This is a genomic window from Stutzerimonas stutzeri, assembly GCF_000952685.1.
In the GTDB taxonomy this organism is placed as follows: Bacteria; Pseudomonadota; Gammaproteobacteria; order Pseudomonadales; family Pseudomonadaceae; genus Stutzerimonas; species Stutzerimonas stutzeri_E.
In genome coordinates, this window is record NZ_JYHV01000014.1 from 1 (window position 1) to 14,935 (window position 14,935).

At 56.4% G+C, this 14,935-nt stretch carries 18 protein-coding genes and 1 tRNA gene; 11 read left to right on the top strand and 8 right to left on the bottom strand.

Annotated elements, in window-relative coordinates:
- Positions 1-109: 109 nt before the first annotated feature.
- Positions 110-598, bottom strand: coding sequence for a DUF4124 domain-containing protein (locus tag UF78_RS06810; protein WP_045161327.1), 489 nt, complete (start codon positions 596-598; stop codon positions 110-112).
- A gap of 315 nt (positions 599-913) precedes the next feature.
- On the opposite strand from UF78_RS06810, the gene mgtE reads away from it, so the two are divergent.
- The 4 genes from mgtE to UF78_RS06830 all read left to right on the top strand — a co-directional run bounded on the left by mgtE (position 914) and on the right by UF78_RS06830 (position 5,699).
- Positions 914-2,362: a magnesium transporter gene (gene mgtE / locus UF78_RS06815; protein WP_045161329.1), complete on the top strand. Its 1,449-nt coding sequence runs from the start codon at positions 914-916 to the stop codon at positions 2,360-2,362.
- A gap of 137 nt (positions 2,363-2,499) precedes the next feature.
- The gene (locus UF78_RS06820) at positions 2,500-2,748 is read left to right on the top strand and encodes an OadG family protein (protein ID WP_045161331.1); all 249 of its coding nucleotides are present in this window, start codon (positions 2,500-2,502) and stop codon (positions 2,746-2,748) included.
- A gap of 22 nt (positions 2,749-2,770) precedes the next feature.
- Positions 2,771-4,552, top strand: a complete 1,782-nt coding sequence (oadA, locus tag UF78_RS06825) for a sodium-extruding oxaloacetate decarboxylase subunit alpha (protein ID WP_045161332.1) — start codon at positions 2,771-2,773, stop codon at positions 4,550-4,552.
- Between the two features lie 10 nt (positions 4,553-4,562).
- Positions 4,563-5,699: a sodium ion-translocating decarboxylase subunit beta gene (locus UF78_RS06830; protein WP_045161333.1), complete on the top strand. Its 1,137-nt coding sequence runs from the start codon at positions 4,563-4,565 to the stop codon at positions 5,697-5,699.
- A gap of 215 nt (positions 5,700-5,914) precedes the next feature.
- On the opposite strand, the gene UF78_RS06835 is transcribed toward UF78_RS06830, so the two are convergent.
- The 3 genes from UF78_RS06835 to UF78_RS22550 form a co-directional block, all read right to left on the bottom strand.
- A complete protein-coding gene (locus UF78_RS06835) occupies positions 5,915-6,241 on the bottom strand; it encodes an Arc family DNA-binding protein (RefSeq protein ID WP_045161334.1) in 327 nt (108 codons plus the stop codon).
- 220 nt (positions 6,242-6,461) lie between these two features.
- Positions 6,462-6,644: a PA3371 family protein gene (locus tag UF78_RS23230; RefSeq protein WP_045161335.1), complete on the bottom strand. Its 183-nt coding sequence runs from the start codon at positions 6,642-6,644 to the stop codon at positions 6,462-6,464.
- A 353-nt stretch (positions 6,645-6,997) separates the two neighbouring features.
- Positions 6,998-7,186 carry a hypothetical protein gene (locus UF78_RS22550; protein WP_080890565.1) on the bottom strand — a complete coding sequence of 63 codons (189 nt, stop codon included), beginning with the start codon at positions 7,184-7,186 and terminating at the stop codon, positions 6,998-7,000.
- On the opposite strand from UF78_RS22550, the gene UF78_RS06850 reads away from it, so the two are divergent.
- Positions 7,159-7,235: transfer RNA gene (locus UF78_RS06850), tRNA-Arg, on the top strand. The genes UF78_RS22550 and UF78_RS06850 overlap by 28 nt on opposite strands.
- Positions 7,236-7,411: 176 nt before the next feature.
- Here UF78_RS06850 and UF78_RS06855 read toward each other — a convergent pair.
- From UF78_RS06855 to flgA, 4 genes are all read right to left on the bottom strand, one after another.
- Positions 7,412-8,161, bottom strand: coding sequence for a flagellar brake protein (locus UF78_RS06855; RefSeq protein ID WP_045161337.1), 750 nt, complete (start codon positions 8,159-8,161; stop codon positions 7,412-7,414).
- A gap of 73 nt (positions 8,162-8,234) precedes the next feature.
- Positions 8,235-8,705, bottom strand: coding sequence for a flagella synthesis protein FlgN (locus UF78_RS06860; RefSeq protein WP_045161338.1), 471 nt, complete (start codon positions 8,703-8,705; stop codon positions 8,235-8,237).
- A 46-nt stretch (positions 8,706-8,751) separates the two neighbouring features.
- Positions 8,752-9,081 (bottom strand): flagellar biosynthesis anti-sigma factor FlgM, encoded by a 330-nt coding sequence (gene flgM / locus UF78_RS06865; RefSeq protein WP_045161339.1) that lies wholly within the window; start codon positions 9,079-9,081, stop codon positions 8,752-8,754.
- Between the two features lie 103 nt (positions 9,082-9,184).
- Positions 9,185-9,925 (bottom strand): flagellar basal body P-ring formation chaperone FlgA, encoded by a 741-nt coding sequence (flgA, locus tag UF78_RS06870; RefSeq protein ID WP_045161340.1) that lies wholly within the window; start codon positions 9,923-9,925, stop codon positions 9,185-9,187.
- 96 nt (positions 9,926-10,021) lie between these two features.
- Between flgA and UF78_RS06875 the strand changes: the two genes are divergently transcribed.
- The 6 genes from UF78_RS06875 (at position 10,022) to flgE (ending at position 14,903) form a co-directional block, all read left to right on the top strand.
- A complete protein-coding gene (locus tag UF78_RS06875) occupies positions 10,022-10,954 on the top strand; it encodes a chemotaxis protein CheV (RefSeq protein ID WP_045161341.1) in 933 nt (310 codons plus the stop codon).
- Between the two features lie 37 nt (positions 10,955-10,991).
- The gene (cheR, locus tag UF78_RS06880; RefSeq protein ID WP_045161342.1) at positions 10,992-11,816 is read left to right on the top strand and encodes a protein-glutamate O-methyltransferase CheR; all 825 of its coding nucleotides are present in this window, start codon (positions 10,992-10,994) and stop codon (positions 11,814-11,816) included.
- A gap of 213 nt (positions 11,817-12,029) precedes the next feature.
- The gene (flgB, locus tag UF78_RS06885; RefSeq protein WP_045161343.1) at positions 12,030-12,434 is read left to right on the top strand and encodes a flagellar basal body rod protein FlgB; all 405 of its coding nucleotides are present in this window, start codon (positions 12,030-12,032) and stop codon (positions 12,432-12,434) included.
- A 14-nt stretch (positions 12,435-12,448) separates the two neighbouring features.
- Positions 12,449-12,892 (top strand): flagellar basal body rod protein FlgC, encoded by a 444-nt coding sequence (flgC, locus tag UF78_RS06890; protein ID WP_045161344.1) that lies wholly within the window; start codon positions 12,449-12,451, stop codon positions 12,890-12,892.
- A gap of 18 nt (positions 12,893-12,910) precedes the next feature.
- Positions 12,911-13,591: a flagellar hook assembly protein FlgD gene (flgD, locus tag UF78_RS06895; RefSeq protein WP_045161346.1), complete on the top strand. Its 681-nt coding sequence runs from the start codon at positions 12,911-12,913 to the stop codon at positions 13,589-13,591.
- A gap of 31 nt (positions 13,592-13,622) precedes the next feature.
- Positions 13,623-14,903 carry a flagellar hook protein FlgE gene (flgE, locus tag UF78_RS06900; protein WP_045161347.1) on the top strand — a complete coding sequence of 427 codons (1,281 nt, stop codon included), beginning with the start codon at positions 13,623-13,625 and terminating at the stop codon, positions 14,901-14,903.
- Positions 14,904-14,935 lie beyond the last annotated feature (32 nt).

Genomic DNA, 14,935 nt, shown 5'->3' on the forward strand with positions numbered 1-14,935 from the left:
GCTGGATAGAGTACTCGGCTACGAACCGAGCGGTCGGAGGTTCGAATCCTCCTGAGTGCACCAGAATCGAAAAGGGCCTGCAGCAATGCAGGCCCTTTTTCGTATGCGGTCAACGCTTGCCACGAACGCAGCCGTGTTCGTCGAAGCTGATGGTTCGCGTCCGGCCTTTGCCGCTGTAGCGATATTGCACTTGTCCATTGCGGCTGGTGACGGTGTCAGGTGCGCCAAAGGTGCTTTCGACGTCGGCGCGGGTCATGCCGGGGCGGATTTGCTGACTGATCATCGCGCTACGCCTCGCATTGCCAGTGATACGGTTTCCGCATCCATCGTCCTGCTCTCCCACCACGGTAAGCGATCTTGTTGCTTCCTTCTTGGTGCGCTTGCGTTGCGCCAGTGGCTTGGCCATGGGTACGGCTTTGCCAGAGCTTGGCGTTGGGTTGAGCGCCTCTTGGATCTGAGCGGTTTGATTTGCTGGGCAGCCCTGTTGGCTGAACGTGAGATTGCCTGCTCCATCGACGCAGCGATAGACGTTTGCGGCGAGCAATGGAGTGGCGTCGAAAAGCAGGGCGCAACAGCCCGCGGCGAGTAGCTTGTTCACGGTCGTCCTCCTTGACGATGGGTCGGACCAGCCTAGCTAATAATTTATCGCCTCGCAGTCGTGCCTTCCCGTAACGTGAATGCGTCGACACTGATAACAAGCAATCCTCCGTAAGGCCATGATGCAAGCAATTGTATTGCCTGCATTTGTGGTCTGGCTTAACGGTTGCGATGGTATTATCACGTGGTCCGCCCTTTTGGGCTTCTGGATCCCCCTCATGGACTTGCCCAGTAGTCGTATAAAACTTTCGCTTGCCAATCACGTTTCGAATGATTGATCCCTGGCGCGCTCCGACCGCTGGGGGTGGAGTGCGCCATGACTGAAGTAGAAGCAAAAAAACCGCAAGAAAGTCTCCAGGATCGTCTGGCGCAAGTCGTCGAGCTGCTCCATCGCCACAAGATCGTGGAAGACCTGGCTCATCGTCAGAGCCAGGACGGGCAGCATCAGGCTGTGATCGAAAATCTGGTGCATCGCCAGAACCTTGTCGAGCTGCAGCGCAAGCTGGAAGAGCTGCATCCCGCGGATATTGCGCACATCCTCGAGGCGCTACCGCTCGATGATCGTCTGACGGTATGGCAGTTGGTCAAGTCGGACCGCGATGGCGATATTCTGCTTGAGGTCTCCGATGCGGTGCGCGAAACGCTCATCGCCGACATGGATGATCATGAGCTCCTGGCGGCGGCCAAGGAAATGGACGCCGATGAGCTGGCGGACCTAGCTGCAGAGCTACCTCGCGACGTCGTGCATGAGTTGATGGAAACCCTCGATGCGCAGCAGCGTGAGCGTGTCCGCTCGGCGCTGTCCTACGAAGAGGACCAGGTAGGTGCGCTGATGGACTTCGAGATGGTCACGATCCGCGAGGACGTGAGCCTTGAAGTGGTTCTCCGCTATTTGCGACGCCTGAAGGAATTGCCTGGACATACTGACAAGCTGTTCGTCGTCGATTACGACGGCGTGCTCAAAGGCGTTCTGCCAATCAAGCGCTTGCTGGTCAATGACCCGGAGCGGCACGTCTCTGAAGTCATGGCTAGCGATCCGGTGACATTCCATCCGGACGCGGATGCCTACGAGGCGGCCCAAGCGTTTGAGCGCTATGACTTGGTTTCCACGCCGGTAGTGGACAAGAGCGGCAAGCTCATCGGACGTTTGACCATTGACGAAATGGTCGACCTGATCCGCGAGGAAAGCGAGAGCGAAGTGCTCAACATGGCGGGTCTGCGTGAAGAAGAAGATATCTTCGCATCGGTCTGGAAGTCTTTGCGCAACCGCTGGGCCTGGTTGGCGGTCAATCTGATCACGGCTTTTATAGCCTCGCGGGTAATCGGCCTTTTCGACGGCTCGATCGAGAAGCTGGTCGCGCTAGCTGCATTGATGCCTATAGTGGCCGGCATCGGTGGTAATTCCGGTAACCAGACCATCACGATGATTGTTCGTGCGATGGCGCTGGATCAGATGGGGACCGGTAACAGCGCTCGCTTGCTGCGCAAGGAAGCGGGCGTCGGGATGCTGAATGGCCTGATATGGGGCGGCGTTATCGGCATCGTGGTCTATTGGCTATATGGTAGCTGGTCCCTGGGCGTCGTAATGACTGCAGCGATGACGCTAAACCTGTTGCTGGCGGCCTTGATGGGTGTGCTTATTCCCGTGACGCTGGCTCGGATGGGGCGGGACCCTGCGCTGGGGGCCAGTGTCATGATCACCGCAGTGACCGACAGTGGCGGTTTCTTTATTTTCCTCGGTTTGGCGACTGTTTTTCTGCTCTGATCCCTTCCAACTGCGGCGACTTGGCGTTTGCCTTGCGCCTGTTATTCGGGCTAATGTTCGCGGGTTTCGCTCCGGCGAAGCCCTGAACCCGATGCGAATAACAGGCGGCCCGAGCTGCTGATTGAAAGGGAAACCCGATGACCCCCAGCGAACTCCTGCTCGAAGGTGTCGAACTTATGCTGTTCGGCTTAGGTTCCGTCTTCATCTTCCTCGTTTTGTTGATTGTCTGCATTCGCCTGATGTCTTTGTTGATCAGCCGCTTTGATAGCGCGCCGACAACTCAGCCTGCCTCCATTAAGTCTGCCGCTGTCACGGCTGAAATGGACGCCGACCTTCTTGCAGCCATTCAGGCCGCCATTCATCAGCACCGCGCGCGTCGCGGTTGACTCAGAACAGGGAGTTCCGCTCATGATTTCTGCAAAACAGCCGCTCGGTATAACCGACGTGGTGCTACGTGATGCTCACCAATCCATTCTTGCCACCCGCGTGCGCCTCGAAGACATGTTGCCGATTGCCGGCAAACTCGATCAGGTTGGCTTCTGGTCGGTTGAATCCTGGGGCGGCGCGACCTTCGATGCCTGTATTCGCTATCTTGGTGAGGACCCGTGGGAGCGTATTCGCGAACTGAAGAAAGCGATGCCCAATACCCGCCAGCAGATGCTGTTGCGTGGTCAGAACCTGCTGGGCTATCGGCATTACGCCGATGACGTAGTGGAAAAATTCGTCGAGAGGGCGGCGATCAACGGGGTCGACGTGTTCCGTGTGTTCGACGCGATGAACGATCCGCGCAACCTGGAAACAGCACTACGCGCCGTCAAGCGACAGGGCAAGCATGCCCAGGGCACCATTTCCTATACCACCAGTCCTGTGCATACCCTGGAGATGTGGGTCGATCTGGCCAAGCAGATCGAAGATATGGGCGCGGATTCGGTGGCGATCAAGGATATGGCCGGCATTCTTACGCCGTATACGGCCTATGAGTTGGTCACGCGGCTGAAGGCGAGCCTATCCATTCCGATCCATATGCAATGCCATGCGACGGCGGGCCTGTCGACCGCGGCAATCCTCAAGGCCGTTGAGGCTGGAATCGATAACGTCGATACCGCCATCTCTTCGCTCTCGATGACCTATGGACACTCGCCGACCGAATCAGTGGTAGCGATTTTTCAGGGCACCGAGCGGGACACGGGACTCGATCTGCAGCTTTTGGAAGAGATCGCTGCGTATTTCCGCGAGGTGCGCAAGAAGTACGCCAAATTCGAAGGCACACTGAAGGGGGTCGATTCACGAATTCTTGTGGCGCAGGTGCCAGGTGGCATGCTGACCAACATGGAAGGCCAGTTGAAGGAGCAGGGCGCCCTCGATAAGTTCGATCAGGTCCTGGCGGAAATCCCTCGTGTTCGCGAAGACCTCGGTTTCATCCCGCTGGTAACGCCGACGTCGCAGATCGTCGGCACTCAGGCGGTGATCAACGTGCTGACCGGCGAGCGTTACAAGTCCATTACAAAGGAAACTGCAGGCATCCTAAAGGGCGAGTATGGCGCTGCTCCGGCCCCTTTCAATACCGAACTGCAGCAGCGCGTGCTAGATGGTTCCGAAGTCATCACATGCCGTCCTGCCGATCTACTGCAACCGGAAATGGACAAGCTGACTGCAGAGCTGAAAGGGTTGGCGAAGGACAAAGGCCTTACGCTGGCTAAGGATGAAATTGACGACGTTCTGACATATGCGCTGTTTCCTCAGATTGGTCTCAAGTTTCTCAAGAACCGGGGCAATGCTGCCGCTTTCGAGCCAATGCCAACTGGTAACGAGCAGGCGCCACGCGAGCCTGGCGCCCCCGAGGTCTATACCGTCGAGGTCAATGGCCGGTCGTTCGTCGTGCAGGTCAACGAAGGCGGCGACATCGAAGGGCTCAAGCCGCTCGGTGATATGCCGGGCGCGACGTCCGCAGCCGTTTCCGCGCCTGCCGCTGGCGCTGGCGAGCCTCAACCCGCACCGCTGGCTGGCAATATCTTCAAGGTGCTCGTACAGCCCGGTCAGTTGGTGCAGGAGGGCGATCTCGTGATCATCCTCGAAGCCATGAAAATGGAAACTGAAATCCGTGCATTCAAGGCCGGCACCATCTCCGGTGTGAACGTCAAGGTCGGCGATGCGGTGTCCGTAGGCGACAGCCTGCTGACCATCGCTTAAGGAGTGCTGCATGGATAAGTTGCTCAAGCTATGGCACAGCACCGGCTTGTATCACCTGGAGCCCGGTCAGCTGCTGATGATCGTGGTGTGCCTGGCATTGATCTATCTGGCGATTCGCAAAGGGTTCGAGCCTTTGCTGCTGATCCCGATCGGGTTTGGTGGCGTGCTTGCCAACATTCCGGTCGCCAACATGGCCGAGGGTGCCGGCATTCTTCATCTGTTCTACGAAGTCGGTCTGCCGACCAGCGTGTTTCCGTTGTTGATTTTCATGGGTGTGGGAGCAATGACCGACTTCGGTCCGATGCTCGCCAATCCCAAGACCTTGTTGCTCGGTGCGGCGGCGCAGTTCGGTATCTTCGCCACCTTGCTCGGTGCCTTGGCGCTGGCGGCGATGGGGGTTCCGGGCATGGAGTTCACCCTGCGCGAGGCGGCTTCAATCGCTATCATCGGGGGGGCTGACGGCCCGACATCGATCTTCGTCACTGCGAAGCTCGCGCCGCATCTGTTGGGCCCAATCGCCGTGGCGGCCTACTCCTACATGGCGCTGGTCCCGTTGATTCAGCCGCCCATCATGCGTGCGCTGACAACTAAGGAGGAGCGCGCCATCGTCATGACGCAGCTGCGTCATGTCGGGCAGGCGGAAAAAATAGTCTTCCCGCTCATGCTTGCTTTGATGGTTGGCTTTTTGCTGCCCGATGCAGCTCCGCTAGTGGGCATGTTTGCCTTTGGTAACCTGTTGCGTGAGTGCGGCGTGGTCGATCGCCTGGCTGATACTTCGCGCAATGCCTTGATCAACATCGTTACCATCGCGCTGGGACTGACGGTTGGGTCCAAGTTGTCGGCCGAAGCCTTTCTACAGCTAAAGACGCTTGGGATTCTATTGCTCGGAATGCTCGCCTTTTGCGGCGGCACTGCAGCAGGCGTGCTGATGGCCAAGATGATGAACATGTTCAGTACGAACAAGATCAATCCTCTGATTGGGTCGGCAGGCGTATCGGCCGTGCCGATGGCTGCACGGGTGTCGAATAAGGTAGGACTCGAGGCAAATCCTCAGAACTTCCTGCTCATGCATGCCATGGGGCCTAACGTGGCGGGCGTGATTGGCTCGGCAGTTGCGGCAGGAATATTGCTGAGTTTTGTAGGCTAGACAGCGGCCGCTTCGCTGGTCGCGCTAAAGAATAAGGCCCTGTATCGATGAGATGCAGGGCATTTTTTTTGCGGATGCGTAGATGTCGCTCGGTCAGTATCGGATGGAACGAAGTAGCCAGAAAGTTGGATAGGATGATCACCGGCAAGAATGGCAAACGACAACGCCCCGGCTGAACCGAGGCGTTTGGACCCTTCCGCAGGCTACCGGTATTGTCAGCCTTCGTCTTTTGCGGCTTCGGTATCTTGTGCAATCAGGGAAATCAAGGCGTTCTGCTGTCGGTGGGCGAGTTGGCGGAAGCGCTGAAGGAGTTCACGCTCGTGAAGCGTCAGTTCCGGGCTATCTAGGCGCATAGCCGAATCATCGTCAAGTGCGCCTTCCTGGAGAAGGCTTTGCTCCAGACGGGCGATGATCTCAGAGTTCATGCTGCGATGATGATTGCGCGCAACCTCGGCGATACGCTCGCGCATCCCGTCTGGTAGCCGAACCACGAATTTGTCAGCCGTGCGGCTGGAATAAACTGCCTGCTTCATAGGGCGCATAGTAAACCGGTTAGTCAGGTGGGCGATGGTGGCTTATTGCCGTTCTAGTCACCGGTCTGACACCAAACAGCGGTTGCTGTTCCACGACCTAGGAAAAAGATGCTAGACGACTTAATGACGTCAATTATACGACGACAAAATGAACAGTAAAGGTTTTGGGTGGTGGCCAATAGCCTTTACTGTGATCTACCGCTGATCTGGCCCTTTAAAACCGTTCATCCTAGCGTAGGACGGGGTCGAACTTGATCCGCCGACCGAGGGCTAGGGATATGACGAAAAGCGTCCCGAAAAGGACGGTACCGCAGTCGACAAGCGTATCCCAAAGTCCCGGGAGGCTAGCCCCTATGCTCAAAACACCGCAAGCAACGCCGAGTAAAAGGAACAAGCAACCATAGACAGACATTTTTTATCTCCGTGTGGAACCTGTGGCGATTAAAACTTATCTCTTAAAAGACCCAGCGTTGCGGCTGCACAGGCTTGCTTACTTCCTGGCTGATGGTCTGCGCCGGGGCTGACAGCCTTGGTGTGGTTAGTGCGCTGGGTTGTGGTAGTGCGGCTGGAAAGCGATCCGGGCCTGGCATTTCTTGTATCGAAGTGATAGCAGCCAGAACCGCGGTGCTGAACAGAAAGGCTGGGCGTAGCATCGGCGTCTCCTTCGCATAAATGGTCTGGATGACTTAAGCATTCGCCGTGCCAGGATTTGCTCACAAAAAACTGTGTTATTTCAATGGCTTACGGTTCATCAATAAGCCGATCTCATGCGCTTTGCATGATGCGGTCAAATACTGTCGTGCAGATTGCAATGACCGAGTGGGGGATGAATTTGTATTCGGTATTTTGATGTCTGGTTGATGCCATGGGTGCCGCAGCAAGCATGACAAACGAGCCAAGGCCCGCTAACATGCTGCCCGCCATGCGTCCCAGTAGCTCAATTGGATAGAGCATCCCCCTCCTAAGGGGAAGGTTGTGAGTTCGAACCTCGCCTGGGACGCCAGTTTTTTCGCATGCGTGAAACGACGGTCAGTGCCGTATGGCAGCCGCTAGGGCTGGAGAGGACAAGGTGCAAGGCGCCGAGGCTGTACGCCGGCTCGGCTTGTCGGGATAGCGAGGCGCTTGTTGCGGTTGTTTCGTTGTGCTGCATGTTCAGCGATAGCGCGCGGAAATCTACTGTCAGCTAAAACGGTCGCTTGCCTGGTCTCGTCGTGCTTCGCGTTGGAGCTGGTAGACGAATCGCTCGATCTGTCGCTGCGTCAGGCCACTGATGCGATAGAAGCGCATCCCACAGAAGGTCAAGTCCAGCTTCTCATCAAAAATAACGTGGCGTAGCTCGGCTGCGGTTGTGATGGTGCCGAAGGGCAATTTGGCGGAAAGTTGCTCATATACCCGACCCGCTTGGAGACCGTGCTGTACGTCGCCCTGGAAGCTCAGCTTGCAGCCGGTGGCCGACATGTCCAGCACTTTGCCTTCCAGGGGTTTTTTGATTGATTTACCGCTTAGTTCGACGGCGATAGGCTGCCCGCTCAATTGGGCTCGGTAAGCGTTACGCCGCTGATGATAAATGATCTGGCCGGGCAGCGGAGTCCAGTAGCAGCGTGCGTCGTCCAGTTCGCCAAGGTGCACGGCGTGCTCGTTATTCCAGGCGACGCGTACACCCTCGTAGTAGCCCTCGATCTGGAACGGCTCTCCGGCGGTCATCATTCTCTCACCGTCGTTCGGAATGAGTTCGTCTAAGGCAATCCAACCCTTTTCGCGGTTTATCTCGATCAGATAGGTCTGATAGCGCTGATTGCGTTCGGTGAAGCGAACCAATAACGGGATGCGGTTTTCCAGCAGCAATCGCAGGTTCGCATGGACCTCAACTGCGGTCTTAAGTATTTGAGGAGGCTGGGGACCTTCATCCTCAGCGAAGGGATTAGACACTTAGCTCTGCTCTCCGGCATGTAACGACGTCGGCTGCATGATAGCACTTTGCCTTTATCGGGCTGCGTGTGTTTCAAGCCTGGCTGAGCGGACGATGATTGGCGCTCCTGGCAGCAGCGCCGCGACGGTCGTAAAGGTCGGGTGCCTGGTTGGTGCCCTGCAGCACCTTCAGCATGCTTCCCACTGCATTCTGATTGGCGCGGATCAGCTTACCGTTGCGCTCGTTGGCGTTTCGGCAGGCTTCAAGAATTCCGTCGAGTTGCTCTGCCTGATCGACAATGTCCGTGCCGAGTGCCGAACTTGCGGCAAATGCCAACAGACCGCTCCTGTCGGCGCTTAGCTGTGCCGTGGCTAGCGTCTGGCTGCGAAGGGCACCATGTTGATTCAGTAGCGCAAGCAGCGCTTGTTTCTGTGTGAGCAGCTGTTCGAGCCTTGAGAGGTCGCGTTCAGCGAGCGCCTGGTATTCTGCATCGGTGAGCTCAAGAAGCTTCCGGGCGGTGCCGATATCTTCGACGAGCTGCTGAAGCAATTCAGTGTCTTGCATAGTGGCCTCTAACGCGTTGACGCTTGGCTACCTTAACTGCCAAAACTCAACGCTGGCTTTCGAACGCCAGTAGCTTCGATGCTACTCGCTGACTATCTACCTGATAACTGCCATCGGCGATGGCCTGCTTGATCTGAGCTACACGTTCTTGGTCAACGACGGGCTGCTGATTCAGTTTCTCCGACGTCTGCTGAAGGCGCTGTGCTTCGGGACTCAGCTGGACGCTTTCGCCGGATACCGATGCGCTGCCAGTACTCTTCGCTGCATCGGTAGGCGTTTGCTGAACTCCGGGGCGTTCGGTGTTTTGGACGTTGGGGCTGCGTCCGCTAGTGGGTGAATTGACGGCGCTGTTGGGCCGGTTGAAATCGATAGCCATGATCGAAACCTCGAATAAGTCAGGACGCTTGCCTGCTTTTCGGCAATGCCTCAGAAAACTTTAGCTTTTTTTGCAGATGGCGGCGGCGTCGATCTCATCTCCGCTACATATCAACTTCCACCTGGCCGGGACCGACGACGCGGGCCTTGATCGTTCGCCCGGATCGCTGGTTTTTGACCCGAATCTGGGTACCGAGTGCGCCATCGGACAATGCTTCTCCAGGCATTCTCACATTTATCGTTGAATTTTTCGCGCTGATTACTACCTGATCGCCTTTACGAACGACCTCGGCAGCAGAAATGTACGTAGGGGCAAGCACCTGGTCCGGGAGGGCACTACGGGTGATCTTGTTGCCCAGCACCTGATCGAATGCTGTCAAGTAGCCTTGAGTCAGTACGCTGACGTCACGCTCGGCAAGTGCAACATCGGCCTGTTCCACAACGCTCTCACGGGCCAGCGGGCGCCGGGCGACAATAACCTCGCGGAACAAATGGACCTGTGCCGGGACGAAAACGGACCAGGGGGCGGCACCTTCGCAACTGACTCGCAATGTGGTGCGGCCGATCGGCTGCGCGGGGCTTTCGAGCTTGACCGTCAGAGGACGATCACAGGCCGCCAGGCGCAGGCGTGGATCGAGCCTGTTGATCTCGATCTCGTGGCGCGCTCGAATTTGGCTACGCTGCAAATAGTCGGTTACTTCCCGCTCAAGAAATTCGCGGGTCGCGTCGATAAGCTGTTCAGGTCGTGTCACGCTCGCTGAGACAGCAAACTGGCTCAGCCCGCATAAAACCGATAGCAGGATCGCTCGGAAAAGCGTATTGCATGGACGCCGGAAAAAAGTCATCTGTTTGCTCATGACATGAGAGAAGCAAGGGACGTGCCGTTAGTCCAAGCTTTCATGGCATCTGAACGTCCATTTTGCGCGCAAGAGGAAACTGGCATGGCCGGTGTATTGGATTCGGTTAACCAGCGTACCCAGCTGGTCGGGCAAAATCGCCTGGAGCTGCTGCTATTCCGTCTGGATGACAAGCAGCTCTATGGCATCAACGTATTCAAGGTCAAAGAGGTCCTGCAGTGCCCTCGGTTGACCGTCATGCCTCGGTCGAGTCCAGTCGTTCGTGGAGTCGCAAACATACGGGGCAATACGCTATCGATCCTCGATCTGTCCCTGGCCACCGGAAAACCGGCGCTACAGGATCTATCCAATAGCTTCGCCATCATTGTCGAGTACAACACCAAAGTGCTTGGCTTTCTGGTGCGTTCCGTCGAACGGATCGTCAACATGAACTGGGAGGCTATCCTGCCGCCTCCGAAGGGTGTTGGGCATGATCATTATTTGACAGCCGTGACCCACGTGGACGGTCAGATGGTCGAGATCATCGATGTCGAAAAGGTCCTGGCCGAGGTAGCGCCTGTATCCGAGCAACTGTCGGTAGGCATTGCGGATGAGGAAACCAGTAGCAAGGCGTCCGTTAGCCGGGTTCTGGTCGTCGATGACTCTTCTGTTGCGCGAAAACAGGTTATTCGTTGTCTACAGAATCTGGGAATCGAGGTAGTGGCGCAGAACGATGGTCGTCAGGCGTTGAACTATCTGAGAAAGCTCGTTGAGGGCGGTAAGAAGCCATCCAAGGAATTCGTGATGATGATTTCCGACATCGAGATGCCGGAGATGGATGGCTACACGCTGACGACCGAGGTGCGGCAGGATCCGTCTATGCGTGATATGCATATTCTGCTGCATACTTCGCTTTCCGGCGTGTTCAACCAGAGCATGGTCAAGCGAGTCGGTGCAGATGATTTTCTTGCCAAATTTCAGGCGGACGATCTGGCCAATCGAGTGATAGAACGGATCCGGACTACGGATAACAATTGAGGCATCGTCCTCTCAATACGACTGGTGGGCATTATTAGTGTCAGGTGATCCGGATTTTGATCAGTTCCGAGTATTCCTAGAGAAGACTTGCGGCATCCTGCTCGGCGGAAATAAGCAGTATCTAGTATCCAGCAGGCTGAATAAGTTGATGGAGCAGCAAGGGCTCAAGAGTCTGGGAGAGCTGGTCAGGAAGATTCAGGCCCAGCCACGTAGCGGTTTGCGCGAGCAGGTCGTGGATGCGATGACGACCAACGAAACGCTATGGTTTCGCGACACCTATCCGTTCGAGGTGCTCAAAAACCGTATTCTGTCGGAGTTGCTGAAAGGCGCTCCAGGTCAGCGCTTGCGGATATGGTCAGCGGCCTGTTCATCGGGGCAGGAGCCTTACTCGTTGTCGATGTCCATCGATGAATATGAGCGCAGCAGTCCTAGCCAACCGAAGCCTGCGGTACAAATAGTGGCCACCGAATTGTCGGGGGCCATGCTTGCCGCATCCAAAGCGGCAGAATATGACAGCCTTGCTATTGCTCGAGGCTTATCAAGCGAGCGGCTGCAGCGCTATTTTGATGTCAAGACGCCTGGGCGCTGGGTGGTCAAGCCTGCTATTCGCAGTCGCGTCGAGTTTCGTGTACAGAACCTGCTCGACAGTTACGCAGTGCTGGGAAAATTCGACGTGGTGTTCTGTCGCAACGTCCTCATTTATTTTTCCGCCGATGTGAAGAAGGACATTCTCAAGCGTATCCACGCGACTTTGAAACCAGGCGGCTACCTGTTCCTGGGGGCATCCGAGGCGCTGAACGGCTTGCCCGAGCTGTACCAGATGATTCAGTGCAGCCCAGGCATCATCTATAAAGCGAAGTAGCGCTCCAGTCGCCTAGCGACTGCGCGACGACGCGGCAGAAATCTGTCGGTTACGAGTGACTAAGCGGCAAAAGCCTGGAAAGGGCTTGCCGCTTTTGACGCATTGCTTGTAACGGTCTCAAGTAAACTTCTTATAAATCAATAGATTGAGTATGTGGCACGGCCTTTGCTGGTGGTTTGCTAGGCAGACTTGTATCCGGCAGAGGGCCAGATCATGAGCATCAGTTTCGATAAAGCACTGGGAATCCACGAAAAGGCGCTCGGCTTTCGCGCGCAGCGTGCCGAGGTGTTGGCCAACAATATCGCCAACGCCGATACGCCGAATTACAAAGCACGCGACCTAGACTTCAGCGCCGTCCTCGCCGCACAGAACAGTAAAAATCAGGGTGGGTTTGGGGTCGCCGTTACCAGCAGCAAGCATATCGCTGCCGAAGGTATGGAGATCGCTGATCCGGGGCTGCGATTCCGCACACCTGCTCACGCATCGCTGGACCAGAACACCGTCGATGCTCAGGTCGAGCAGGCCGCCTACGCCGAGAACGCCATCGACTTTCAAGCCAGCTTCACCTTGCTCAACGGTAAGTTCAGGGGGCTTATGAGCGCCCTGCGCGGCGAATAAAAGGAGCGAAACCTATGTCCCTTAGCAGCGTATTCAATATTGCCGGCAGCGGCATGAGCGCCCAGAGCACTCGCCTTAACACTATTTCCAGCAATATCGCCAACGCCGAGACGGTGTCGTCCAGTGTCGACCAGACCTATCGTGCGCGTCATCCGGTATTCGCCACCCTGTTGCAGCAGGCCAACGGCTCGCCAAGTGAGTCGTTGTTCTCCGAGCAAGACCAGGCAGGTGCCGGTGTTCAGGTGCTCGGTGTGGTGGAAGACCAGAGTGAGCTGCAGGCGCGCTACGAACCCAACCATCCGGCGGCGAACGAGGAAGGCTATGTCTACTACCCGAACGTCAACGTGGTGGAAGAAATGGCCGACATGATTTCGGCCAGTCGCTCGTTCCAGACCAATGCCGAGCTGATGAACACGGCCAAGACCATGCTGCAGAAAGTACTGACCCTGGGCCAGTAACCCTTACGAGAGATTGCCATGAGCACAACAGGCGGCGTTGGCGGTACCGGTTCGGTACTCGACCAATATCAGATCAAGGATCGCGAAGTAAAAAGCAACGATCTCGGCAAGAACGAGTTTCTCGAATTGCTGGTGACTCAGTTGAACAACCAGAACCCGCTGGAGCCGCAGGAAAATGGCGAGTTCATTGCTCAGTTGGCGCAATTCAGCACGGTAGAAGGGGTTGAGAAGCTGAACTCGAGCATGGAAACCATGTTGTCGGGATATCAGTCATCCCAGGCGCTACAGGCCTCCTCACTGGTTGGCCGCAAGGTGATCGTTCCGACAGACAAGGCGGTGGTCGACACCAGCGAAACCTTCAAGGCCAGCCTGGTATTGCCCACGACCAGCAGCAACGTATCGGTCAACGTTTATGACAGCTCCGGGACGGTAGTGAACCGGATCAACATGGGCCAGCAGGAAGCGGGCAACGTTTCGTTCATGTGGGACGGCAAGGATTCGAGCGGCAAAACCTTGCCGCCGGGAACCTACCGATTCGAAGCACAAGCCACCTATCAAGGCGAAACCAAGGGGTTGTACACCTTGCTTCCCGCCAACGTAGACAGCGTCACGCTCGGACAGAACGGAGGTGAGCTGATGCTCAACCTCGCCGGTATCGGCAGTATCGGCCTGTCTAAAGTTCAGGTTATCGGTCAGTAACTACCGGCGCGTCCGGTAACAGGAGCAATTCATGTCGTTCAATATCGGCCTCAGCGGCATGCGTGCCGCCAGCAAAGATCTTAATGTCACGGGTAACAACATCGCCAACGCCGGTACGGCGGGCTTCAAGCAATCGCGCGCCGAGTTCGCCGATGTCTATGCCTCGTCTGTGCTCGGCACAGGTAAAAATCCTCAGGGTAGCGGTGTCCTGCTGGCGAACGTTTCGCAGCAGTTCAATCAGGGCAATATCAACTACACGCAAAACGCGCTGGATCTGGCCATCAATGGCAACGGCTTCTTCCAGGTCAGCAACAACGGTGCATTGAGCTATACCCGCGCCGGCTATTTTGGTACCGACAAGGAAGGCAATCTGGTCGATAACTTCGGCTACAACTTGCAGGGCTATTCGGTTGATGGCAACGGTAATATCCAGACGGGTCAAGTGAGCGACTTGAAAATCCAGACCGCCAGTCAGGAGCCGAAGGCGACGACGAAGATCACCCAGGGGTTCAACCTCAATTCGACCAATACCGAGCCGGTCAACACCCCGTTCGATCCAGCCGACCCGCTGAGCTACAACTCATCGACGTCGACAAACATCTATGACGAGCAGGGTAATGCGCACGTCATGACGCAGTATTTTGTCAAAACCGGTACTGCCAACACCTGGCAGATGAACGTGCTAATAGATGGGCGGAATCCCGCTGATCCGGTGAACAGCACTGCACCTAGCACAACAACGCTTGCCTTCAGCCCTTCGGGAAGTCTTGTCAACCCGGCCAGCGGTAGCACCGCGATAGCTGGGTGGCAGCCTGCTGTCCAGAACACTGACGGGACATGGTCCTTGAATAACGCGGCGCCAGCTGCTGGGTTGGACATGGCGCTCGACATGCGGGGTTCGACCCAATACGCCAGCGCATTCGCAGTCAACAGCGTAAGCCAGGATGGTTACACCACCGGTGAGCTGGCCGGCCTAGAAATCAGCGAGAGTGGGGAGATTTTTGCTCGCTATACCAATGGTCAGTCCAAAGTGCAGGGGCAGATCATTCTGGCTAACTTCGCCAACGTTCAGGGTTTGACCCCGGTCGGCAAGACGCAATGGGTGCAGTCATTCGAATCTGGCGAGCCGGTACGCAATCCGCCTGGCAGCGGTACGCTGGGTTCGTTGCAGGCCGGTGCGCTGGAAGATTCCAACGTCGAACTGTCGGACCAGCTGGTCAACTTGATCGTTGCGCAGCGCAACTATCAGGCGAACGCCAAAACCATTGAAACCGAGAGTGCGATCACTCAGACGATCATCAATCTACGCTAACGGTTTTGCTATATGGGTCGAGGTGGCGGGAA